Genomic DNA, 24,499 nt, shown 5'->3' on the forward strand with positions numbered 1-24,499 from the left:
CGGCAAGAGCCCCTCCAGACGGCGCCAGCCGGCGGACACCTATCCTGGAACGTGCCGGACAGCGCGGTCCGCCGACTCCAGTACCCCTCCAGACGTGCTCAAACACCGCAAGGAGCAGCACCTGTGAGCAGTGCCGACCAGACATCCACGGCCAGCGCCGAACTCCGGGCCGACATCCGCCGACTGGGCGACCTCCTGGGCGAGACCATCGTCCGTCAGGAGGGCCGAGAACTGCTGGACCTCGTCGAGCGCGTCCGCGCCCTGACCCGCAGCGACGGGGAGGCGGCGGCGCAGTTGTTGGGCGACACCGACCTGGAGACCGCGGCCAAGCTGGTACGCGCGTTCTCCACCTACTTCCACCTCGCCAACGTCACCGAACAGGTGCACCGCGGCAAGGAGATGCGCGAGCGGCGGGCCGCCGAGGGCGGGCTGCTGGCCCGCACCGCGGACCTCCTCAAGGACGCCGACCCCGAGCACCTGCGCCAGACCGTCGGCAACCTGAACGTGCGACCCGTCTTCACCGCCCACCCCACCGAGGCCGCCCGGCGCTCCGTCCTCAACAAGTTGCGTCGGATCGCCGCACTGCTGGACCAGGACGCGGCCGGCGGCGCCGGCAGCGCCGACCGGCGCCGCTGCGACCTGCGGCTCGCGGAGAACATCGACCTGATCTGGCAGACCGACGAGCTGCGGGTGGTCCGCCCCGAGCCCGCCGACGAGGCCCGCAACGCGATCTACTACCTCGACGAACTGCACGCCGGCGCCGTCGGGGACGTCCTGGAGGACCTCGCGGCCGAGCTGGAGCGGGTCGGCGTCCCGCTGCCCGCCGGCACCCGCCCGCTGACCTTCGGCACCTGGATCGGCGGCGACCGCGACGGCAACCCGAACGTCACCCCGGACGTCACCTGGGAGGTGCTGATCCTCCAGCACGAGCACGGCATCACCGACGCGCTCGAACTCGTCGACTCGCTGCGCGGACTGCTGTCGAACTCGATCCGCTACACCGGCGCCACCGACGAGCTGCTGGCCTCCCTGGAGGACGACCTCGCGGCGCTGCCCGAGATCAGCCCCCGCTACAAGCGCCTCAACGCGGAGGAGCCGTACCGCCTGAAGGCCACCTGCGTCCAGCAGAAGCTGCACAACACCCGGACCCGGCTGGCGAAGGGCACCAAGCACGAGCCCGGCCGCGACTACCTCGGCACCACCCAACTGCTGGCCGACCTCACCCTGATCCAGTCGTCGCTGCGCGCGCACCGCGGCGGGCTCTTCGCCGACGGCCGGCTGGAGCGCACCATCCGCACGCTCTCCGCGTTCGGCCTCCAACTCGCCACGATGGACGTGCGCGAGCACGCGGACGCGCACCACCACGCGCTCGGCCAGCTCTTCGACCGGCTCGGCGAAGAGTCCTGGCGGTACGCGGACATGCCGCGCGAGTACCGGCAGAAGCTGCTGGCCAAGGAGCTGCGCTCGCGCCGGCCGCTGGCGCCCACGCCCGCGCCGCTGGACGCGGCCGGACAGAAGACCCTCGGCGTCTTCCACACCGTGCAGCAGGCGTTCGAGCGCTTCGGGCCCGAGGTCATCGAGTCGTACATCATCTCCATGTGCCAGGGCGCGGACGACGTCTTCGCCGCGGCCGTCCTCGCCCGCGAGGCCGGCCTGCTCGACCTGCACGGCGGCTGGGCGAAGATCGGGATCGTGCCGCTGCTGGAGACCACGGACGAGCTGCGCGCGGCCGACGTCATCCTCGACGACATGCTCTCCGACCCGTCCTACCGGCGGCTGGTCTCCCTGCGGGGCGACGTGCAGGAGGTCATGCTCGGCTACTCGGACTCGTCCAAGTTCGGCGGCATCACCACCTCCCAGTGGGAGATCCACCGGGCGCAGCGCCGACTGCGCGACGTGGCGCACCGGCACGGCGTGCGGCTGCGGCTCTTCCACGGCCGCGGCGGCACCGTCGGCCGCGGTGGCGGCCCCACCGCGGACGCGATCCTGGCGCAGCCCTGGGGCACGCTGGAGGGCGAGATCAAGGTGACCGAGCAGGGCGAGGTCATCTCCGACAAGTACCTGATCCCCTCGCTGGCCCGGGAGAACCTGGAGCTGACGGTGGCGGCCACGCTCCAGGCGTCGGCGCTGCACACCGCGCCCCGCCAGTCGGTGGAGGCGCTGGCCCGCTGGGACGCGGCGATGGACACGGTCTCGGACGCGGCGCACGCGGCGTACCGACGGCTGGTGGAGGACCCGGACCTGCCGGCGTACTTCTTCGCCTCCACCCCGGTGGACCAGCTCGCCGAGCTGCACCTGGGCTCCCGGCCGTCCCGCCGCCCGGACTCGGGCGCGGGCCTCGACGGGCTGCGGGCCATCCCGTGGGTCTTCGGCTGGACCCAGTCGCGGCAGATCGTGCCCGGCTGGTTCGGCGTGGGCTCGGGCCTCAAGGCGCTGCGGGAAGCCGGTCTGGACACCGTGCTCGACGAGATGCACGAGCACTGGCACTTCTTCCGCAACTTCCTGGCGAACGTGGAGATGACGCTCGCCAAGACGGACCTGCGGATCGCCCGGCACTACGTGGACACGCTGGTGCCGCAGGAGTTGAAGCACGTGTTCGCGACGATCGAGGCGGAGCACGAGCTGACGGTCAGCGAGGTCCTGAAGATCACCGGCGGTCAGCGCCTGCTCGACCCGCACCCGGTGCTCCAGCAGACCTTCGCGATCCGGGACGCGTACCTGGACCCGATCTCCTACCTCCAGGTCTCCCTGCTGGCCCGCCAGCGCGAGGCGGCGGGCCGCGGCGAGGAGCCGGACCCGCTGCTCTCCCGCGCCCTGCTGCTCACGGTCAACGGCGTGGCGGCGGGCCTGCGCAACACCGGCTGACGCCGAAGCCGACGCCTGCCGGACGTCAACGGCTTCCGCCCCCGTCACCTGATGCGGTGATGGGGGCGGAAGCGTGCCGATACCGTGGAAGGGGTAGGCCAAGATCCCGTCCATGGGAGGAACGATGACCGCTGAGCCGATCCCCGAGACGACCGTGCCGACGGAGTTGACGGGGGCGACCGGGTCGGGCGTCCGTTGGCCAATGCCGCCTTTGGACGGCTACACCGTGGATGATCTGTTCACGTTGCCCGACCTCCCGCCGCATACGCAGTTGATGGACGGGAGCTTGGTGTTCGTGAGTCCGCAGCGTGACTTTCACGGTGTCGTGATCGACCTGCTCGTCGCGGGTCTGCGCGCGAGTGCACCGAGTCAACTCAAGGTGCGCCGCGAGATGACCGTCGTCCTCGACAAGCGCAACGGCCCCGAGCCTGATGTCTGCGTGGTCCGCGCCGGTGCCACAGGCCCCGACGTGACCCATTTCGAAGCGGAGGAGGTACTGCTCGCCGTCGAGGTGGTCTCTCCGGAGTCCAAGGCGCGCGACACGGACACCAAGCCGCACAAATACGCCGCCGCGGGCATCCCGCACTTCTGGCTGGTGGACCGCTCGGGCACCGGCATGCGCCCGGTCGTGCGGGTCTACGAACTCGACCCGCTGGCCAAGACGTACGTCCTGCGGGGCATCCACCACGACGAGCTGAAGGTGGACGGTCCCTTCGGCGCGGTCATCGACCTGACGGCGGTCGACGACCTGTAGGGGCCGTGGTCAGGAGTTGTACGCGCTCTGGGCGCGTTCCAGGCCCTCCGAGACCAGGCTCTCCACCGCGTCCGCCGCGCGGTCCACGAAGTAGGAGAGCTCCTTGCGTTCGGTGGACGAGAAGTCCTTCAGGACGAAGTCGGCGACCTGCATCCGACCTGGCGGGCGGCCGATGCCGAAGCGCACCCGGTGGTAGTCGCTGCCCAGCGACTTGGTGATGGACTTCAGGCCGTTGTGGCCGTTGTCGCCGCCGCCCAGCTTGAGGCGGAGGGTGCCGTAGTCGATGTCGAGTTCGTCGTGGACGGCGACCACGTGCGCGGTGGGGACCTTGTAGAAGTCCCGCAGCGCGGTCACCGGGCCGCCGGAGAGGTTCATGTACGACGTCGGCTTCACCAGCACCACGCGCCGGCTCGACGGGCCGGGCGGGCCGATGCGCGCCTCCAGGACCTGCGCCTGGGCCTTCTGGGCGCGCTTGAACGTACCGCCGACGCGCTCTGCGAGCAGGTCGGCGACCATGAAGCCCACGTTGTGGCGGTTCGCCGCGTAGCCGGGCCCGGGGTTGCCGAGGCCCACGACCAGCCAGGGCGCACCGGGGTCGGGGGGCGTCGTCATCTGCGGATCGTCTCCATCTGGAAAGGGGAGCCTGGAAAGGGGAGCCTGGAAAGGGGAGCGCCGCCCGCACCCCGGGCGGGGCACGAGCGGCGACCTGTCACGAGCGACGGGGCGTGATCACGCCTCGGCGGTCTCGCCCTCGCCCTCGGTCTCGGCGGCGGGCTCCTCGGCCTGCGCGGCCAGGACCTGGAGGACGACCGCGTCCTCGTCGACGGCCAGGGTCACGCCGGACGGCAGCGTGATGTCCTTGGCCAGGATGGAGGCACCGGCCTCCAGGCCCGCGACGGAGACGGTGACGGCCTCGGGGATGTGGGTGGCCTCGGCCTCGACCGGCAGCGCGTTCAGGACGTGCTCCAGCAGGTAGTTACCGGGGGCCAGGTCGCCCTCGGCGTTGACCGGGACCTCGACGTTGACCTTCTCGCCGCGCTTGACCAGGAGCAGGTCGACGTGCTCCAGGAAGCCCTTCAGCGGGTCGCGCTGGACGGCCTTCGGGATGGCCAGCTCGCTCTTGCCGTCGATGTCCAGGGAGAGCAGGACGTTCGGCGTGCGCAGCGCGAGCAGCAGCTCGTGGCCGGGCAGGGTCAGGTGGACCGGGTCGGTGCCGTGGCCGTAGAGAACGCCGGGGACCTTGTTCTCGCGGCGGACGCGGCGGGCGGCGCCCTTGCCGAACTCGGTGCGGACGCTCGTGGCGAGCTTCACCTCGGACATGTGCACTCCTCATGCAACAGACGGATACCTGGGTCACCCGGCCGTGACCGGCCTGCTACGCCTGATGCGAAGAGCGCGTCGATAACGGACCGCCGCACACGCGGTGCGGCCTCCCTCGCCGAGCAACCCCAGCAGTCTACGCGAAAGGGCCGTGACCGCCGAAAACGACAGGTCACGGCCCTTTCACAGGCGGGGTGCGGGCTACGCCTGCTCCTCGAAGAGGCTGGTCACCGAGCCGTCCTCGAAGACCTCGCGCACCGCGCGGGCGATCGTCGGCGCCATGGACAGCACCGTGATCTTGTCGAGCTCCAGCTCGCCGGGGGTCGGCAGGGTGTTGGTGAGGACGAACTCGCTCACCTTCGAGTTCTTCAGGCGGTCCGCGGCCGGGCCGGAGAGCACGCCGTGCGTGGCGGTGACGATGACGTCCTCCGCGCCGTTGGCGAACAGCGCGTCCGCAGCGGCGCAGATGGTGCCACCGGTGTCGATCATGTCGTCGACCAGGACGCAGACCCGGCCCTCGACGTTGCCGACGACCTCGTGCACGGTCACCTGGTTGGCGACGTCCTTGTCACGGCGCTTGTGGACGATCGCCAGCGGCGCGCCCAGCCGGTCGCACCAGCGGTCGGCGACCCGGACGCGACCGGCGTCGGGGGAGACCACCGTCAGCTTGGCCGGGTCCACCTTCGCGGCCACGTAGTCCGCGAGGACCGGCAGCGCGAAGAGGTGGTCCACCGGGCCGTCGAAGAAGCCCTGGATCTGGTCGGTGTGCAGGTCCACCGTGAGGATCCGGTCCGCGCCCGCCGTCTTCATCAGATCGGCGATCATCCGGGCGGAGATCGGCTCGCGGCCGCGGTGCTTCTTGTCCTGGCGGGCGTAGCCGTAGAACGGCACGATCACGGTGATGCTGCGCGCGGAGGCCCGCTTCAGCGCATCGATCATGATCAGCTGTTCCATGATCCACTTGTTGATGGGGGCCGTGTGGCTCTGCATCAGGAAGCAGTCCGCACCTCGTGCGGACTCCTGGAAGCGGACGTAGATCTCGCCGTTGGCGAAGTCGAATGCCTTGGTCGGCACCAGGCCGACACCCAGTTGATGCGCGACTTCCTCGGCCAGCTCGGGGTGGGCGCGGCCGGAGAAGAGCATGAGCTTCTTCTCGCCGGTCGTCTTGATCCCGGTCACAGCACTGTCTCCTCAGAGGGTGTTCTCTGGCCGCGGACAGGGTGATCGCGGGCCAGCCGAATGTGTGCACGTATCACGGTACGCCCAGTTCGGCGCACCTGTTTCCGGTCAGTTCTCGTCAGAGGTTCTTCAGAGGTCTCCGGAGGGCTTCTCGACAGCGGCCGCCGCGGCCTGGGCCGCGGCGCTGCCGGGGCGCTTGCGGGCCACCCAGCCCTCGATATTCCTTTGCTGGCCGCGGGCGACGGCCAGCGAGCCGGCGGGGACGTCCTTGGTGATCACGGACCCCGCCGCGGTGTAGGCGCCGTCCCCGACCGTGACGGGAGCCACAAACATGTTGTCCGACCCCGTCTTGCAGTGGGAGCCGATCGTGGTGTGGTGCTTGGCCTCGCCGTCGTAGTTCACGAAGACGCTGGCCGCACCGATGTTGGTGTAGTCGCCGATGGTGGCGTCGCCCACGTACGACAGGTGGGGCACCTTGGTGCCCTCGCCGATCGTCGCGTTCTTCATCTCCACGTATGTCCCGGCCTTGGACTTCGTGCCGAGCCGGGTGCCGGGACGCAGATACGCGAACGGGCCGACCGACGCCTCGGGGCCGATCTCCGCGCGGTCCGCGACCGTGTTGTCCACCCGGGCGCCGGCGCCCACGGAGGTGTCCCTCAGGCGGGTGTTGGGACCCACTTCCGAACCCTCCCCGAGATGGGTGACGCCCAGCAGCTGGGTGCCGGGGTGGACCACTGCGTCTGGCTCGAAACTTACGGTGACGTCGACGAGTACGGACGACGGGTCCACCACGGTGACGCCGGCCAACATCGCCTGCTCCAGCAGGCGCTGGTTCAGCAGCCGGCGGGCCTCGGCGAGCTGGACCCGGTTGTTGATGCCGAGGATCTCGCGGTGGTCGTCCGCCACCGAGGCGCCCACGCGGTGCCCCGCCTCGCGCAGGATGCCCAGGACGTCGGTGAGGTATTCCTCGCCCTGGCTGTTGTCCGTGCGCACCTTGCCCAGCGCGTCCGCGAGGAGCTGCCCGTCGAAGGCGAACACCCCGGAGTTGATCTCCCGGACCGCCCGCTGCTCCGCCGTCGCGTCCTTGTGCTCCACGATCGCGGTCACCGCGCCCGTGGCCGCGTCGCGCACGATCCGCCCGTAGCCGGTGGCGTCCGGGACCTCGGCCGTCAGCACCGTCACCGCGTTGCCGTCGGCGGCGTGGGTCGCCGCGAGGGCGGTCAGCGTGGCGCCGGACAGCAGAGGGGTGTCGCCGCAGACCACGACGACCGTGCCCGACACGCTCTGCCCCAGCTCCTCCAGCGCGATGCGCACCGCGTGCCCGGTGCCGTTCTGCTCGGCCTGGAAGGCGGTGCGGGTGCCGGCGTATCGATCCGTCAGGTGCGCCCCGACCTGGTCGGCGGCGTGGCCCACGACCACGACCAGGTGCTCCGGGTCCAGCTCGCGCGCCGCGCTGACGACGTGTCCGACGAGGGATCGCCCGCAGACTTCATGCAGGACCTTGGGGGTCTTCGACTTCATGCGGGTGCCCTCACCCGCTGCGAGGACGACGACGGCTGCCGGGCGGTTGGCGCTCACGGGAATGCCCTTCGGCTTCGAGTGGTGGACATCCGAAGGATACCCAGGGCACCTACCGACGAAATGAGGGCGGGTCCGGACCGTTGCTGGTCAGGACCCGCCCTCGCGGTGCTCCCAGGGAAGGAATCGAACCCTCATTCAATGGACCAAAACCATTTGTCCTGCCATTAGACGACCTGGGAAGGCCACTCGTGGTGACACGGATCTCACGACCGCGAATCACCGGAGCAGCCCCTACTATGCCGTACCGCCCGCCCCCGCCGCGACGGTGTTGTCCCCGGAGCCCGTACAGAGGCGCGAATCACCGACGAAACTGCTGGGAATTTCGGTACGGGCCGCCCGTAGGCTGGAGGACATGACCACAACGGGGGCACACCAGGACGCCACGGGCGACACCACCCGTACCTGGCTGTGGTGGGGACGGCGGCGGAGCATCGCGCTGGACGTGGGGATCGGCATCGCCTCCGCCGTCGAGTGCGCCGTCGAAGGGGCGTACTTCGCGGAGCGCAGCGGCACCCCGACCGCCCTCGCGGTGGTCTTCGGACTCCTCGTCGGCTCCGTGCTGACCGTGCGGCGCCGCTGGCCGATCGCGGTCGTCCTGGTCGCCGTGGCGGTCACGCCCGCGCAGATGGGGTACCTGCTGACCGTCGTCGGCCTCTACACGCTCGCCGCGTCCGACGTGCCGAGGCGGATCATCGGCACCCTCAGCGGCATGTCTCTGGTGGCCACGCTCGTCGTGGTCTACGTGGAGATGGAGAACGACATACGGGACGTGCCCCGGGAGGAGTACGTCGACCCCGGCGCCTGGTTCATCCCCACGATGTCGGTCTTCGTCGCGATCGCGATGACGCTGCCGCCGATCCTCTTCGGCCTCTACATCGGCGCGCGGCGCCGCCTCATGGAGAGCCTGCGGGAGCGCGCCGACAGCCTGGAGCAGGAGTTGTCCCTCCTCGCGGACCGGGCGGAGGAGCGGGCCGAGTGGGCGCGCACCGAGGAGCGCACCCGGATCGCCCGCGAGATGCACGACGTGGTGGCGCACCGCGTCAGCTTGATGGTGGTGCACGCGGCGGCCCTCCAGGCGGTCGCGCTCAAGGACCCCCAGAAGGCCGTGAAGAACGCGGCGCTCGTCGGCGACATGGGCCGCCAGGCGCTCACCGAACTGCGCGAGATGCTCGGCGTGCTGCGCGCGGGCGCGGAGGAGGAGCGCAAGCCGGCGGTGCCGCTGGCCGCGGTGGGCGCGGCGGCAGCGGCCGCCGCCGCCGCGGCGGCCGGGGCCGGGGACGGTGTGGGGAGCGCGAGCATCGCCGACGTGGAGGTGCTCGTCGGACAGTCCCGGCAGGCGGGGATGGTCGTCGAGTTCGCCGTCCAGGGCGAGGTGCGGGCGTATCCGGCGGAGGTCGAGCAGACCGCGTTCCGCGTCGTCCAGGAGGCGCTGACGAACGTGCACAAGCACGCGGCGGGGGCGAAGGTCAGGGTGCGGCTGGCGCACCGCGACGAGGAGGTCGCGATGCAGGTCGAGAACGGCGCCCCGGACGCGGCGGACGGCGGCGCACCCGGCCCGGACCTGCCGAGCGGCGGCAACGGCCTGGTGGGCATGCGGGAACGGGTGCTGGCGCTGGGCGGCGTGTTCGTGTCGGGCCCGACGGACGCGGGCGGCTTCCGCGTCTCGGCGGTCCTCCCCACGAAGTAGCCCCCCGGCGGGAAGCCCCGCCGACTGCGGCCAGCTCGCGAGGTGGCGGGTGCCCTGCCCCGTGCGGCCTTGCCCTCGCCGACCTGGTGCCCCGTCGGCACACCTTGGCAACCTCGCCGTTGCTCCGCGAGTGCGTTGGCCTCTGCGGCCCGGTGGCGGGTTGCTCGCGCAGTTGCTCCCGCCGTGCCCTGCGGGCACGGGGGCAAGGGGGCACGCGGGCACCCCCACCTATGCCCTCCGGGCGCGCTCGCCGTTGCTCCGCAGGTTTGGACGGCCTCTACAGACCGTCTGCGGCTTGTCGCGCAGTTCCCCGCGCCCCTAAAACCCTGTTCTCCGGCCAGTAGGTGAATGTGAGGGGGCGGCGAAACAGGGGCGCTGGAGGTGTCCCCCCACGCCCTCTGGGCGTAGGGGGGCGGAACTGCGCGAGAACCACGCACGGTCCGCGGTGACTGATCTTTCGTGCAGGGTTACGGCGGAGGTGTCTGGGGGCGCGGGGAACTGCGCGAGAACCACGCACGGTCCGCAGAGGCCGATCAACCTTCGGAGTTACGGCGAGCTTGCCCAGGGGCGCTGAGGTCCCCCACGCCCTCGGGGCGTAGGGGGGCGGAACTGCACGAGCAACCCGCCACCGGGGCACGGAGGCCAACGCACTCGCGGAGCAACGGCGAGCATGCCCGAGGGCGTGGGCAGCTCGGCGCAAGGGGCGCAGAGGCGGGTGCTAGCTCGGTAGCGCGAGGCGCTGGGGCTGGTGGCCCAGCAGGAGCAGCGCAAGCGCGGCGTCGACGTCCGCGCCCAGGTACCAGTCGCCCGTGTGGTCCACGCTGTACACCCGCCCCGCCGCGTCGATCGCCAGCACCGCCCGGTCCTCCCCCTCCACCCCCAGCGGCGCGATCTCCGTGTCCAGCGCACGGCCCAGGTCCGACAGGGTGCGGGCGAGGTGCAGCCCGTACAGCGGGTCCACGCGTATCTCCGGCGGCGGCGCCGTCTGCCGGCCCGGGCCGAGCGCCGCGATCCGCAGGCCGCCGAACTCCGCCCACGCCTCCACCGCCGCCGGGAAGACGACGTGCCGGTGACCGGCCGGGGAGGCGTACGCGCGCAGGGCGTCCGCCCAGTGCTCGGCGAGCTTGATGTCCCAGCGCCCGGGCTGCCAGCCCGCCTCCCGCAGCGCCGCGTCGACGCCGACCGGGAAGCGGGTGGTGCTGTGGTTCGCGTGGTGGTGGTTGCGGTCGTCGGACATGGTGGGCGGGTCAGCCGTTCTCGGGTGCGGTGGGGTCCACGGCTCTCACGCCGAAGTGGTCGAGCATCGCCGTGCAGGAGCGGCACGGCGGCGCGTAGGTGCCGTGCAGCGGGTCGCCGTCCTCCCGGATCCGGCGCGCCGTCACCTTCGCCTGCTTGAGCGCGCGTTTGGCCTCGCTGTACGTCAGCGGCTTGCGCTGCGCCCGCTTGGAGCGCTTGCCGTCTGCCGCCGACAGTTGCCGCGACAGCAGGATCGCCTCCGGGCAGCGCCCGGTGAACCGTTCGCGCTGCGCGCTGGTGAGGGTGTCCAGGAAGTCCTGGACGAGCGGGTGGAGCACGGGCGCCCGGTCGCCCTTCGCCGCCGTCGACGTCAGCGTCTGCCCGCGCACGGAGAGCGCCGCGGCGACCGTCGGCAGGATGCCGTCGCGGCGGTGGAGCAGGGCGGGCGCACGCGTCCCCTCGTCGCTGCTCCAGCTGAGACGAGGATCACCCGTGTCGCTCTTGGTATTCGGTTGCGCTGTGTGCATGGCGCGGTGGCCCCTCCCGTCCGCTCCCCCCGAGCAACGAACAGCCTGCCAAACGCCGTGCGCCAGGGGGAAGCTGGGGCGATGAAACGTGTTCTCCGATGCCTGTTCGGTCACCCGGATGTGACGCGCGGTGACGGTCAACGGCGGCCCCCGGCGCACGCGCGACGCCCGTGCGCCCACCCGCATAGGCTGTCCCGAACATTCGGAAGCCAGCAGGGGGCATAACCCATGACGACAGGTCGGCCAGGACCGGGAGCCGAGCCTCCCGGCCCCGGGGCCCAGGAACCCGCCGCGGTGCCCGAAGCGCCGCCGAACGCGGCGTACGCCGGTCAGGTCGTGAACTTCCCGGACCCGGTACGGGCCGCCCGCCACCCCCGCGGGGTGCGCGTGGACGCCGACGGTTACCCGGACTTCTCGCCGTACGCCCGTGCCGCCGCGGAGATCGCCGACCCGCCCGAGGGCTTCGGCATCGACGAACTGCGCCTCACCGACTACGTGTCCGCGAACGCCGCGCTGCACGCCGACGGCCACGAGCTGTGGGACACCCTCCCCGCCGTCGCCACCCCGCACGGCTGGACCTGGCACCACGTCCCCGGGACCCGCCGCCTCGAACTCGTCCCCGCCGAGGTCAAGGCGCTGCTGCGGCACCACGGCGGACTCGCCACCGCCGCCGTCGACCAGGGCAAGCGCGGCACCCGCCCCCTCCAGGAGACCCGGCCCGCGCACTTCGGCCTGCCGCGCCGCGGCGTCGCCGTCAGCGAGCAGCAACTGCTGGGCGTGGAAGAGGACCTGGGCTACCGCCTGCCCGGCGCGTACCGCACCTTCCTCAAGGCCGCCGGCGGCTGCGCCCCGGTCGGCGCGGCGCTCGACCCGGCGCTCGGCCTCCTCGTCGACCAGCCGTTCTTCACGGTCCGCGACGAGGCCGCGGTCAACGACCTGGTGTACGCCAACAAGTGCCTGCGCGACCACCTCACCAAGGACTACCTCGGCGTCGCCTTCCTCCAGGGCGGCCTGCTCGCCGTCAAGGTCAGGGGCGAGGCCGTCGGCTCCGTCTGGTTCTGCCCGTACGACGACGTGCGCGACCGGGACGGCTGGCACGTCCAGGAGCGGGCGGAGCGGCTGTTGCTGCCCTGCGGCGACGACTTCGACGCGTTCCTCAAGCGGCTGGCGGGCAGCCCGCCCGAGTTGGAGACGGTGGCCGGGCTCATGGTGGACGGCGGTTTCGCGCGGGCCGTGCCCGTGGCCGGCGCGGCGGGTGCGTACGACGGACCGGATGGGGAGTGACGTTCCGATGGTGACCTTCGCGCAGGCGCAGGAGCGCGCGGAAGAGTGGGTCAACGGCGACGTGCCGGCGTACCAGCACCGCGAGGTGCGGGTGCGCGAGTTCGACCTCGGCTTCGTCGTCTGGGCGGAGGACCGCGAGGGCGGCGTCCGCTCCGACGACGGCGGGCAGCGGCTCGTCATCGCCCGCGACAGCGGGGAGGCCACGCTGTGGCCGGCGCTGCCGGTGGGCGAGGTGATCAGGCGGTACGAGGAGGAGTACGGGACGGCCGCGGACGCACCGGCGCCCGCTGCGCCCGAACGGCCCCAGCGCATCGACCTGAACCAGACGTCCTTCCTGATCACGCCACCGGAGTGGCTCCAGGAGGCGGCGGACCGCATGGGCGTGCCGGAGCGCCGCGACGACGCGACGTCCGGCTCGGGTGCCGGTGCCGGTGCCGGGTCCGCCGGCTCCGGCACCGGCGGTACGTCGGGCGGCCGCGACCCGTTCGCCCCGCCGTCAGCTTCGTCGTCTGCGGCGTCGCCCTCTTCTTCGTCGTCTCCTTCGTCCGGGGCGTCTCGGCCTTCCGGCGGGAGCGAGCGGGACGACCCCTTCGCGCCGGTCGGCACGTCGGGCGGCGGCACGTCGGGCGGCGCGTCCCAGGGCGGCTCCTGGCCCACGCCGAGCCACGGCGCCCCCGCCGCGGGCGCGGACGACGGGTCCGTACCGCTGCCGGCGACCGTGTTCGAGCAGCCGCTGCCCGGAGCGAACGCCGACGAGACGGGCGCGGACCTGCCCACCGCGTACATGTCGGGCGGCAGCCAACTGCCGCCGACGGCGGTCGAGCGCCCGTTGCAGCCGGGGCAGGACGTGTCCTCCGGTACGTCGGGTGGCGCCGGTACGTCGGTTGGCGCCGGTGCGCCGGTGGGGGCCACTCCGCCGCCCGCCGCGCCCACGCCGCCGCCGTCCGTGCCGACGCCCCCGCCGCCCGTCGGTGCCACCCCGCCGCCGCCTCCCGCGGTGCCCGCTGCGACGGGGCCGGGGGCGCCCGGCGCGCCCGCGGCCGGCTACCTGCCGACCCAACTGGTCTCCCAGATCGGCCCGGACACCCCGCCGCCCGCACCGCCCGGCCCCGCTGGGCCGCCCGGTGCGCCCACGCCGCCGCCGTCCCACCCGTCGGCCGGCGGGGGAGTGCACCACGCGGCGACGATGCTCGCCGGCCCCAACCCGTTGGGCCCCGGCGCGCCGCCGCCGCCCGGCCCGCCCGGCCCGCCCGGACGTCCCGGGCCGGTGGGCCCTCCGGGGCCGCCCCCCGCGCCCGGTGCCACCCCGCCGCCCGGCCCGCCGCCCGGCCCGCCCCCGGCCGTACCCGGGCCGCCCGGCGCTCCTGGTGCTCCTGGTGCTCCCGGTGCTCCCGGTGCGTACGGCTATCCGCAGCAGCCGACCCGGCCCACGGTCGGCCCCGGCTACCAGGCCGTGCTGCGCTACCGCGCGCCCGACGGCTCGGAGGCCCAGCTCATCCGGCGCAGCGCGCCCGGCACCCCGCACCCCGAGTGGCAGATCCTGCACGAGCTGCGGGCGCTGAACGTGCCCCCGTCGCAGGTGCTGGAGCTGCACACGGAGCTGGAGTCCTGCGAGCTGCCCGGCGGTTACTGCGCCCGGATGATCCGCGAGACCTGGCCGCAGGCGCGGATCACCAACATCGCCCCGTACGGCACGGACCACGCCGGTCGGCAGCAGGGCATGCAGCAGCTCATCACCCACCAGGGCGAGCTGCACCAGGTCGCGGACGGGCCGGCGCGCCCGGCGCCGGTGCGCGCACCGCTGCCGCAGGTGCAGCCGGCGCCCCCGGTGCCGCCGCAGGGGCTCGCACAGGAGTTGGCGAACGCCTTCGGTCCGACCGGCGTCAGCCGGTTCGACCAGCGGGCGGTCTCCCGCCAGGGCGTGCCGGAGGTGGTGGCCACCACCCTCGTGTACGCGGGCGTGCCGATCGACTTCAACCCGTTCTTCTGGGCGCAGCCGGCCCAGCCGGTCATCCCGACGCTGGCCGAACTGGCGCTCCAGCGGCAGGTGCAGCCGGCCGCGGACGCCTCCTCGTACCTGGTCGTCGGCAACGACTTCGGCCGGGCGATCTGCGTCCAGTACGGCACGGCGAACATCGTGGCCGTGCCGGTGGAGGCGCCGGCGGACGGCCGGCCCGTGACGCCGCAGTTCGTGAATTCGGGGCTGCCCGAGTTCGTGCGCTGCATGGCGCTGCTGGGGCACATGTGGCGCCTGCGGTACGGGCTCAACCCGGAGCAGGCGGGCCGGTGGACGGTCGACTTCCAGGCGTACCTGGCCGCGCTCGACCCGGCGGCGCTCGCGTCCCCGGAGAGCTGGTGGTCGGTGCTGCTGGAGCAGATGTGGGACGGATTGCTGTAGCGCGCGGGTAGCGTCCGCGCACGAGATGCCCAAAGGGGCGTTCGGTCACCGCACTAGGGCGTGTTTCGAAAGTCCCGCCTGGCCGACGACGCCTGGCACCGCACTCCCCCGCGGCTACGCGCGGGAGGGACCCCCACCCCGCGTTGTCGGAGTCGGCCAAGTACGTCCAGTACGAGGACGATCCTCCGCCTTGCGATGCACGGCACCAGACGCCGTCGGCCCCGCCCTTCGGGCAGACGGCGCTACTTTCGAAACACGCCCTAGACCTCGGTCTGGTGACCGGGCGCCCCTCCTCCGTTTGCCTTCGTCACCGAACCCCTTCGTACTCTTTCGGGTTCTCCTGCCGAGTGTCGTTTTGTGACCACTTCGTTTGGATCCTGGATGATATGCGCACTATCGCGTCATGTGTTATCGGGAGCCGAAGGGGTTCGCAGGATGAGTACCGTCTCCGCACCGTCGTCGCCCCACGGCCGCGCCGGCCGCAGCGGCCTTGATGGGTTCGACGTCGCACGCCGTGGATACCGCCCGGAGGAGGCCGACGCGTACGTCGCGGCGCTCTCGGACGACCGGGACGCCGCCTGGGAGCGCGCCGCGCGCCTCACCGTCCTCGCGCGGCAGATGGAGGCGGAGGCGGCCCGGCTGCGCGAGGTCGTCGCCGGGCTCGGCCCCCAGACGTTCGAGACGCTGGGCGGACGGGCCCGCGAACTGCTGGCGCTCTCCTGGGAGGAGGCCGACCACGTGCGCACGGCCGCCCGCGAGGACGCGCAGGCGCAGGCCGACGCGGCCGACGCGGACGGGCAGCGCCTGCGCGACGCCGCCCGCGAGCAGGCCGAAGCGGACCGGGCGGCCGCCGACGCGTACGCCCAGCGGCTGCTGACCGACGCACGGGAACGCGGCGGCGCGGCCCTGATGGAGGCGCGCCGCGAGGCCAGCGACCGGCGCGCCGAAGCGCTCGCCGCATGGCAGGAGACCCGCCACCGCGCCGAGGACATGCTCGCCGGCCTTGAGGCCGAGCAGTCCGACCGCTGGCAGTCCGCCGAACTCGCCGCCGCGGAGCGGCTGGCGGCCCTGGACGCCCGGAGCGCGGACGCCGCCGCGCGCGCGGAAGCCCTGCTCTCCGACGCCGAACGCGAGTCGGCGGACGCGGAGAAGTACGCCCGCCACCTCCAGGACGACGCCGAGACCCGGGCGGCCGAGGCGCTCTCGGCGGCGCGGGCGGAGGAGGAGCGCACGGAGCGCGAGACGGAGCGGGTGGTGCGCGAGCACGAGGCGGCGCGGGAGGAGGTGCGGGACCACATGGCCCACGTACGGAACAGCCTGGTGGCGCTGACGGCGGGCCGCATCCCGGCCGACCCGGCGCCGCCGGTGCCGGCTGGGGCTTCGCCTGCCGCTGTTGCGCCTGCCGAGCCGGTGGCCGCGACCGTCCAGGCCGCCCCCACGGAATCCGCCGCGCCCGCCGCGCCCGAGGCCCAGACCCCCGAGCCCGTCGAGCACGATGCGCACACGCCGTAGCGCGCGTCCCTGAGCCCCGCAGGCCCTTCCCGCCTGCCTGCGCAGTGGCGCCGTAGTACACGCACGGTGCTGGCGCCTGCGGCCCGGTGGTGGGCTGCTCGCGCAGTTCTGCCCCCTGTGCCCTGCGGGCACGGGGGCACCCCCACCTACGCCCAGAGGGCGTGGGGGGACCCTCAGCGCCCCTGATGTGCTCCCTCCCCGTCATTTGTCTGCGGGCTGGGGCGGAGGTTTTTAGGGGCGCGGGGAACAGCCCACCCCGGGCCGCGGAGACCAACGATCCCGCGGGGAAACGGCGGCTACGTCTAGAGGCGCTGCTCCTCATGCGTCGCGGTCGGGGCCCTCCCCTTAGGTGGTGGGTCGCGGGGGTCGCGGCCCGCCGACGGGGCGAGGTGCGGCCCGAACCCACCTCTCGGGCCGAGGGTGGACGCGCGAACCCCGAGACGGGTCTCCACCCGGGGGTGGAGTCCCCTAGGGGCATCTCCCTAGAACTGCCCGGGAGACGTTCGTCCCGAGGGACGACGAGCCGGCGGGGGCCGATTCCCTACGGTGTTTCTCGCGGGGGCGGCCCGCAGGAGTTCGCAGGAGTCCGCAGCTCAGGAGCGCGCAGTTACGGGGCGGTTGTGCCCGTACGCGTACGTCCGGCGGGCGTGCTCCCCGACTCCGGAACGGGGGACCGGAGTCGGGGAGCACGGGGGCGGGCCCCACCGGGGGGTGGGGTAAACCCCCGCCTCAAGACGGTGACCCGCACCAGCGCGCCGACCGGGGTCCCGCAGACAGACTTTTCACGGATGCGTGAGCGGCCCCGCCCCGCCCCGCCTTCGAGCGCGACAGACGAGATCGACTGAGGAGACCCACCGTGACAACGGCTACGACCATTCCGCCCCACGGGGCCACCGGAGGGCACACGGCCGTCGCCGCGCGCGGTCGGCAGATCGTCAAGGCGTACGGCTCGGGGGAGACGCGCGTCGTCGCCCTCGACCACGTCGACGTGGACATCGCCCGCGGGCAGTTCACCGCCATCATGGGCCCCTCCGGCTCCGGCAAGTCCACCTTGATGCACTGCCTCGCCGGGCTCGACACGGTGACCTCCGGTCAGATCTACCTCGACGACACCGAGATAACCGGACTCAAGGACAAGAAGCTCACTCAACTCCGCCGGGACCGCATCGGTTTCATCTTCCAGGCGTTCAACCTGCTCCCCACGCTCAACGCCCTGGAGAACATCACGCTGCCGATGGACATCGCGGGCCGCAAGCCCGACGGCGCCTGGCTGAACCGGGTGGTGGAGACCGTCGGTCTCGCCGGCCGGCTCAAGCACCGCCCCACCCAGCTCTCCGGCGGCCAGCAGCAGCGCGTCGCCGTGGCCCGCGCGCTGGCCGCGCAGCCCGCGATCATCTTCGGCGACGAGCCCACCGGAAACCTGGACTCCAGAGCCGGCGCCGAAGTCCTCGGCTTCCTGCGGCGCTCCGTGGACGAGTTGGGGCAGACGATCGTCATCGTCACCCACGACCCGGTCGCCGCCGGGTACTCGGACCGGGTCCTGTACCTCGCGGACGGCCGCATCGTCGACGAGATGTACCGGCCGACCGCCGAGGCCGTGCTCGACCGCATGAAGGACTTCGACGCCCGGGGGCGTACGTCGTGACCGTCTTCCGCACCTCCCTGCGCAACTTCCTCGCCCACAAGGGGCGCATGGCGCTCTCCGCGATCGCGGTCCTGCTCTCGGTCGCCTTCGTCTGCGGCACCCTGGTGTTCACCGACACCATGAACACCACCTTCACCAAGCTCTTCGCCTCCACCACCCCCGACGTCACCGTGCAGCCCAAGGACTCGGCGGACGACGTGGAGGACGACGGGGCCACCGGCCGGCCCCCGACCATGCCGGCGTCGACGGTCGAGCAGATCCGCTCGGCGGACGGCGTCGCCTCCGTCGCCGGCGGGGTGACCAGCACCAGCGTCACCGTCGTCAACGCCGACAACGACAACGTCGGCGCCACCTCCGGCGCACCCACCATCGCGAGCAACTGGTCCGAGAGCGACCTCAAGATGTTCAAGGTGACCTCCGGCAACACGCCGCGCGGTCCCACGGACGTGATGGTCGACAAGGACACCGCCGACAAGCACGACCTCAAGCTCGGCGACGAACTGCGCACCATCACCGTCGGCGGCGACTTCACCGCCAAGATCAGCGGCTTCGCCTCCTTCAAGGTCACCAACCCCGGTGCGGCGGTCGTCTTCTTCGACACCGCCACCGCGCAGCGCCAACTGCTCGGCGAGGAGGGCCTGTTCACCTCGATCGCGGTGACCGGTGCCGAAGGCGTCGCGGACCGGCAGCTCAAGGAGAACGTCGCCAGCGCACTCGGCGCCCCGTACAAGCTGGAGACCGCCAAGGAGGCCGCCGACGCCGACCGCGAAGAGCTGGGCTCCTTCCTGAACGTGATGAAGTACGCGATGCTCGGCTTCGCCGGGATCGCCCTCCTCGTCGGCATCTTCCTGATCGTCAACACCTTCTCGATGCTGGTCGCCCAGCGCACCCGGGAGATCGGGCTGATGCGGGCCATCGGCTCCAGCCGCCGCCAGGTCAACCGCTCCGTGCTGGTGGAGGCGCTGCTCCTCGGCGTCGTCGGCTCCCTCGCGGGCGTCGCCGCCGGCGTCGGCCTCGCGGTCGGCCTGATGGAGCTGATGGGCTCCATGGGGATGAACCTCTCCACCGACGACCTCACGGTGAAGTGGACCACCCCGACCGTCGGACTGGTCCTCGGCGTGATCGTCACCGTCGTCGCCGCGTACGTGCCGGCCCGCCGCGCCTCGAAGATCTCGCCGATGGCGGCGCTGCGCGAGAGCGGCATGCCCGCGGACGGCAGGTCCGGCCGGGTCCGGGCCGCGGTCGGCCTGCTGCTCACCGCGGCCGGCGCGGGCGCCCTGGTCGTCGCCGGCCAGGCCGACAAGGCCAGTGAGGGCTCCATGTTCCTCGGCCTCGGAGTCCTGCTCTCCCTGCTCGGCTTCATCGTCGTCGGACCGCTGCTGGCGTCCGTGGTCGTCCGCGTCCTGAGCACCCTGGTGCTGCGGGCCTTCGGCCCCGTCGGGCGGATGGCCGAGCGCAACGCCCTGCGCAATCCGCGCCGCACCGGCGCCACCGGCGCCGCCCTGATGATCGGGCTCGCCCTGGTGGCCTGCCTCTCCGTCGTCGGCTCCTCCATGGTCGCCTCCGCGACCGAAGAGGTCGACAAGTCCGTCGGCGCCGACTTCATCGTCCAGTCCTCCGGGCAGCCCATCGTGCCCCAGGTGGCGCAGGCCATGCGCAAGACGGACGGCGTCGAGCACGTCACGGAGTACCGGACGGTCTCCGCGAAGGTCACCGCCCCCGACGGCAGCTCCAGCCGCAAGATGCTCACCGCCGCCGACCCCACGTACGCGAAGGACCTGCGGATCAACACCACGGCCGGCGAGCTGTCCGACGCCTACGCCGCGGGCGCGATGTCCGTCGGGAAGGCGTACGCGCAGAAGCACGGCGTCAAGCTGGGCGACCGGCTCACGGTCGCCTTCGGCGGCGGCGCCACCACGGAGCTCACCGTCCGCGCCGTCACCGCCGACGAGTCGACGCTGGAACAGGACTCGATGTTCGTCGGCACGGCCACCGCGCGGGCCCACCTGCCCGCCGACAAGCTGCCGCAGGTCGGCATGCTCTTCGCCTCGGCGCAGGAGGGCCAGGTGGAGCAGGTGTACGCGGCCCTGAAGAAGGTCCTGGACGCCTATCCGCAGTACCAGGTCATGAACCAGGCCGACTTCAAGGACGACCTGCGCGACCAGATCGGCCAACTGCTGAACATCGTCTACGGCCTGCTCGCCCTCGCGATCATCGTCGCGATCCTCGGCGTGGTGAACACCCTCGCCCTCTCCGTGGTCGAGCGGACCCGCGAGATCGGGCTGATGCGCGCCATCGGCCTCTCCCGCCGCCAACTGCGCCGGATGATCCGACTGGAATCCGTCGTCATAGCCCTCTTCGGCGCCCTCCTCGGCCTCGGGCTGGGCCTGGGCTGGGGCACCACGGCGCACCGGCTGCTGGCCCTGGAGGGCATGGGCGTCCTGGACGTCCCCTGGCCCACCATCGCCACGGTCTTCGTCGGCTCGGCCTTCGTGGGGCTCTTCGCGGCGCTGGTCCCCGCGTTCCGCGCGGGGAGGATGAACGTCCTGAACGCCATCGCGACCGACTGACGGACCCGCGGGGGAGGGACCGGAGGACCAACGGGGGAATCGGGGGGCGGGCCCGGTCCCGGAAGCGACGAGCTTCCGGGAACGGGCCCGCGACCGTTCCCGCCTTCGCGCGTTCCCGCCTTCCCGCGTTCCGTGAGGACGCCTGCACGGACCGTGGCCGATCCCCGTCGTCGGGCGCGCGGGGTCCAGGGGCGCGGGCGTACGCTGGGGGGATCCCCGGCCCGCACGACGTGCCGGGCCGTTCGTGTTGCCCGCACCCGCTTCGCTTCACCGGGATGGAACGCCTCTCATGAGTCTGCACGGTCTGCTGGACGCCGTCGTACGTGACCCCGCGCTCACCGAGGCCGTGCAGGCCGCCCGGGGTGCGGCACGCCGCCACGTCGACCTGGTCGGGCCGGCCGCCGCGCGGCCGTTCGTCGTGGCCGGGCTCGCCCGGGACAGCGGGCGCACCGTGCTCGCGGTCACCGCCACCGGGCGGGAGGCCGAGGACCTGGCCGCCGCCCTCAGGTCGCTGCTGCCCGAGGACTCCGTCGCCGAGTACCCGGCCTGGGAGACCCTGCCGCACGAGCGGCTCTCGCCCCGCTCCGACACCGTCGGACGACGCCTCGCGGTGCTGCGCCGCCTCGCGCACCCGTCCACCGACGACCCGGCGGCCGGGCCCGTGTCCGTCGTCGTCGCGCCGATCAGGTCCGTGCTCCAGCCGCAGGTCAAGGGGCTCGGCGAGCTGGTGCCGGTGGCCGTGCGCACCGGTGAGCAGGCCGATCTGAACGAGATCGTCGACGCGCTCGCGGCCGCCGCGTACTCCCGGGTCGAGCTGGTGGAGAAGCGCGGCGAGTTCGCGGTGCGCGGCGGCATCCTCGACGTCTTCCCGCCCACCGAGGAACACCCGCTGCGGGTGGAGTTCTGGGGCGACGACGTCGAGGAGATCCGCTACTTCAAGGTCGCCGACCAGCGCTCGCTGGAGGTCGCCGAGCACGGGCTGTGGGCGCCGCCCTGCCGGGAGCTGCTGCTCACGCCCGAGGTGCGGGAGCGGGCCGCGGCGCTCGCCGAGGCCCACCCCGAGCTGGGCGAAATGCTCGACAAGATCGCCGAGGGCATCGCCGTCGAGGGCATGGAGTCCCTCGCGCCCGCCCTCGTCGACGACATGGAACTCCTCCTCGACGTGCTCCCCGAAGGCGCCATGGCGCTGGTGTGCGACCCCGAGCGGGTGCGGACCCGCGCCGCGGACCTCGTCGCCACCTCGCAGGAGTTCCTCCAGGCGTCGTGGGCGGCGACCGCGGGCGGGGGCAAGGCCCCCATCGACCTCGACGCCGCATCGCTGTGGGGCATCGCCGACGTCCGCGACCGGGCCCGCGAGCTGGACGTGATGTGGTGGTCGGTGGCCCCCTTCGCCGCCGACGAAGAGCTCTCCGACGACACCCTCAAACTCGGCATGCACGCCCCCGAGGCGTACCGCGGCGACACCGCCCGCGCCCTCGCCGACACCAAGGGCTGGCTCGCCGACGGCTGGCGCACCGTCTTCGTCACCGAGGCCCACGGACCGGCCGCCCGCACCGTCGAGGTGCTCGGCGGCGAGGGCGTCCCCGCCCGCCTCGACGCCGACCTCGCCGAGATCTCCCCGGCCGTCGTCCACGTCGCCTGCGGCTCCATCGACTACGGCTTCGTCGACCCCGGCCTCAAGCTCGCCGTCCTCACCGAGACCGACCTCTCCGGTCAGAAGGCCGCCGGCAAGGACGGCCGGCGGATGCCCACCCGCCGCCGCAAGACGATCGACCCGCTGACCCTGGAGACCGGCGACTACATCGTCCACGAACAGCACGGCGTCGGCCGCTACATCGAGATGGTGCAGCGCACCGTGCAGGGCGCCACCCGCGAGTACCTGGTCGTCGAGTACGCGCCCGCCAAGCGCGGCCAGCCCGGGGACCGGCTGTACATCCCCACCGACCAGTTGGAGCAGATCACCAAGTACGTCGGCGGCGAGGCCCCGACCCTGCACCGGCTCGGCGGCGCGGACTGGACGAAGACCAAGGCGCGGGCGAAGAAGGCCGTCAAGGAGATCGCCGCCGACCTGATCAAGCTGTACTCGGCCCGGATGGCCGCCCCCGGCCACGCCTTCGGCGCCGACACGCCCTGGCAGCGCGAGCTGGAGGACGCCTTCCCGTACGCCGAGACCCCCGACCAGCTCTCCACGATCGCCGAGGTCAAGGAGGACATGGAGAAGGCGATCCCGATGGACCGGCTGGTCTGCGGCGACGTCGGCTACGGCAAGACGGAGATCGCGGTGCGGGCCGCCTTCAAGGCCGTCCAGGACGGCAAGCAGGTCGCCGTCCTCGTCCCCACCACCCTCCTCGTGCAACAGCACTTCGGCACCTTCTCCGAGCGCTACTCGCAGTTCCCGGTGAACGTCCGCGCGCTCTCCCGCTTCCAGTCCGACACCGAGTCGAAGGCGACCCTGGAGGGGCTGAAGGAGGGCTCGGTCGACATCGTCATCGGCACCCACCGGCTGTTCGCGTCCGAGACCAAGTTCAAGGACCTGGGCCTGGTGATCGTCGACGAGGAACAGCGCTTCGGCGTCGAGCACAAGGAGCAGCTGAAGAAGCTGCGGGCCAACGTGGACGTGCTCACCATGTCCGCGACCCCCATCCCGCGCACCCTGGAGATGGCGGTCACCGGCATCCGCGAGATGTCCACCATCACCACCCCGCCCGAGGAGCGGCACCCCGTCCTGACCTTCGTCGGCCCGTACGAGGAGAAGCAGATCGGCGCCGCGATCCGCCGCGAACTGCTCCGCGAGGGCCAGGTCTTCTACATCCACAACCGGGTGGAGTCCATCGACCGGGCGGCGGCCCGGCTGCGCGACATCGTGCCCGAGGCGCGGATCGCCACCGCCCACGGCCAGATGTCGGAGAGCGCCCTGGAGCAGGTCGTCGTCGACTTCTGGGAGAAGAAGTTCGACGTGCTGGTCTCCACCACGATCGTGGAGTCCGGCATCGACATCTCCAACGCGAACACGCTGATCGTGGAGCGCGGCGACAACTTCGGCCTGTCGCAGCTGCACCAGCTCCGCGGCCGGGTCGGCCGCGGCCGGGAGCGGGGGTACGCGTACTTCCTCTACCCGCCGGAGAAGCCGCTCACCGAGACCGCGCACGAGCGGCTGGCCACCATCGCCCAGCACACCGAGATGGGCGCGGGCATGTACGTCGCCATGAAGGACCTGGAGATCCGCGGCGCGGGCAACCTCCTCGGCGGCGAGCAGTCCGGCCACATCGCGGGCGTCGGCTTCGACCTGTACGTCCGGATGGTCGGCGAGGCGGTCGCGGACTACCGGGCCTCGCTGGAGGGCGGCGTGGAGGAGGAGCCGCCGCTGGAGGTCAAGATCGAGCTGCCGGTCGACGCGCACGTGCCGCACGACTACGCGCCCGGCGAGCGGCTGCGGCTCCAGGCGTACCGCGCCATCGCCTCCGTCAACACGGAGGACGACATCAAGGCGGTGCGCGAGGAGCTGACCGACCGCTACGGCAAGCTGCCGGAGCCGGTGGAGAACCTGCTCCTGGTGGCCGGTCTGCGGATGCTGGCGCGCGCCTGCGGGGTCTCCGAGATCGTCCTACAGGGCAACAACATCCGGTTCGCGCCGGTGGAGTTGCGGGAGTCCCAGGAGCTGCGGCTGAAGCGGCTGTATCCGCGGACGGTCATCAAGCCCGCGGTCAACCAGGTGCTGGTGCCCCGCCCGACCAGCGGCCAGATCGGCGGCAAGCCGGTCGTGGGCCGCGAGTTGCTCTCCTGGACGGGCGAGTTCCTCACCACGATCCTGTCCGACTGAGGCCCGCGCGTCCCCGGCCCGCGGTTTCGCCGTGCGGCGAGCTGTGTTGTCGCGTCTGCGGCCCGTCTGCGGCTTGCCGCTTCCGCCCCTGGGGACCCCCAGCGCCCTCAAGACCTCGCCG

15 protein-coding genes and 1 tRNA gene are annotated in these 24,499 nt (G+C 72.5%); 9 read left to right on the forward strand and 7 right to left on the reverse strand.

The window, feature by feature from the left end:
* Positions 1–123: 123 nt before the first annotated feature.
* Positions 124–2,865 (forward strand): phosphoenolpyruvate carboxylase, encoded by a 2,742-nt coding sequence (gene ppc / locus ACH4E8_RS08960; protein WP_398445796.1) that lies wholly within the window; start codon positions 124–126, stop codon positions 2,863–2,865.
* Between the two features lie 124 nt (positions 2,866–2,989).
* On the forward strand, positions 2,990–3,619 hold the full coding sequence (locus ACH4E8_RS08965) for a Uma2 family endonuclease (protein WP_398445798.1): 630 nt from the start codon (positions 2,990–2,992) through the stop codon (positions 3,617–3,619).
* Positions 3,620–3,628: 9 nt separating this feature from the next.
* On the opposite strand, the gene pth is transcribed toward ACH4E8_RS08965, so the two are convergent.
* From pth to ACH4E8_RS08990, 5 genes are all read right to left on the reverse strand, one after another.
* On the reverse strand, positions 3,629–4,231 hold the full coding sequence (pth, locus tag ACH4E8_RS08970) for an aminoacyl-tRNA hydrolase (protein ID WP_398445800.1): 603 nt from the start codon (positions 4,229–4,231) through the stop codon (positions 3,629–3,631).
* Positions 4,232–4,348: 117 nt separating this feature from the next.
* Positions 4,349–4,939 (reverse strand): 50S ribosomal protein L25/general stress protein Ctc, encoded by a 591-nt coding sequence (locus ACH4E8_RS08975; RefSeq protein ID WP_398445802.1) that lies wholly within the window; start codon positions 4,937–4,939, stop codon positions 4,349–4,351.
* 201 nt (positions 4,940–5,140) lie between these two features.
* The gene (locus ACH4E8_RS08980) at positions 5,141–6,118 is read right to left on the reverse strand and encodes a ribose-phosphate diphosphokinase (RefSeq protein WP_398445803.1); all 978 of its coding nucleotides are present in this window, start codon (positions 6,116–6,118) and stop codon (positions 5,141–5,143) included.
* 129 nt (positions 6,119–6,247) lie between these two features.
* Positions 6,248–7,696: a bifunctional UDP-N-acetylglucosamine diphosphorylase/glucosamine-1-phosphate N-acetyltransferase GlmU gene (gene glmU / locus ACH4E8_RS08985; RefSeq protein ID WP_398445805.1), complete on the reverse strand. Its 1,449-nt coding sequence runs from the start codon at positions 7,694–7,696 to the stop codon at positions 6,248–6,250.
* Between the two features lie 111 nt (positions 7,697–7,807).
* Positions 7,808–7,878, reverse strand: a tRNA-Gln gene (locus ACH4E8_RS08990).
* 173 nt (positions 7,879–8,051) lie between these two features.
* Here ACH4E8_RS08990 and ACH4E8_RS08995 point away from each other — a divergent pair.
* The gene (locus ACH4E8_RS08995; protein ID WP_398445807.1) at positions 8,052–9,386 is read left to right on the forward strand and encodes a sensor histidine kinase; all 1,335 of its coding nucleotides are present in this window, start codon (positions 8,052–8,054) and stop codon (positions 9,384–9,386) included.
* Positions 9,387–10,104: 718 nt separating this feature from the next.
* Here the strand turns inward: ACH4E8_RS08995 and ACH4E8_RS09000 are convergent.
* Positions 10,105–10,623 (reverse strand): SUKH-3 domain-containing protein, encoded by a 519-nt coding sequence (locus tag ACH4E8_RS09000; RefSeq protein ID WP_398445809.1) that lies wholly within the window; start codon positions 10,621–10,623, stop codon positions 10,105–10,107.
* A gap of 10 nt (positions 10,624–10,633) precedes the next feature.
* Positions 10,634–11,149, reverse strand: coding sequence for a YwqJ-related putative deaminase (locus tag ACH4E8_RS09005; RefSeq protein WP_398445811.1), 516 nt, complete (start codon positions 11,147–11,149; stop codon positions 10,634–10,636).
* Between the two features lie 228 nt (positions 11,150–11,377).
* Between ACH4E8_RS09005 and ACH4E8_RS09010 the strand changes: the two genes are divergently transcribed.
* From ACH4E8_RS09010 to mfd, 6 genes are all read left to right on the forward strand, one after another.
* A complete protein-coding gene (locus ACH4E8_RS09010; RefSeq protein WP_398445813.1) occupies positions 11,378–12,433 on the forward strand; it encodes an SMI1/KNR4 family protein in 1,056 nt (351 codons plus the stop codon).
* A 7-nt stretch (positions 12,434–12,440) separates the two neighbouring features.
* On the forward strand, positions 12,441–14,831 hold the full coding sequence (locus tag ACH4E8_RS09015) for an SUKH-4 family immunity protein (protein WP_398446113.1): 2,391 nt from the start codon (positions 12,441–12,443) through the stop codon (positions 14,829–14,831).
* 435 nt (positions 14,832–15,266) lie between these two features.
* On the forward strand, positions 15,267–16,343 hold the full coding sequence (locus ACH4E8_RS09020) for a cellulose-binding protein (RefSeq protein WP_398445815.1): 1,077 nt from the start codon (positions 15,267–15,269) through the stop codon (positions 16,341–16,343).
* Between the two features lie 856 nt (positions 16,344–17,199).
* Positions 17,200–17,988 (forward strand): ABC transporter ATP-binding protein, encoded by a 789-nt coding sequence (locus tag ACH4E8_RS09025; protein ID WP_398445817.1) that lies wholly within the window; start codon positions 17,200–17,202, stop codon positions 17,986–17,988.
* Entirely contained in the window at positions 17,985–20,558 is a 2,574-nt protein-coding gene (locus tag ACH4E8_RS09030; RefSeq protein WP_398445819.1) for an ABC transporter permease, read from the forward strand. The genes ACH4E8_RS09025 and ACH4E8_RS09030 overlap by 4 nt, the downstream gene beginning before the upstream one ends.
* Positions 20,559–20,847: 289 nt before the next feature.
* The gene (gene mfd, locus ACH4E8_RS09035; protein ID WP_398445821.1) at positions 20,848–24,378 is read left to right on the forward strand and encodes a transcription-repair coupling factor; all 3,531 of its coding nucleotides are present in this window, start codon (positions 20,848–20,850) and stop codon (positions 24,376–24,378) included.
* The last annotated feature ends 121 nt before the right edge of the window (positions 24,379–24,499 follow it).

The sequence above is a fragment of the Streptomyces sp. NPDC017979 genome, assembly GCF_044328175.1.
Classification (GTDB): Bacteria; Actinomycetota; Actinomycetes; order Streptomycetales; family Streptomycetaceae; genus Streptomyces.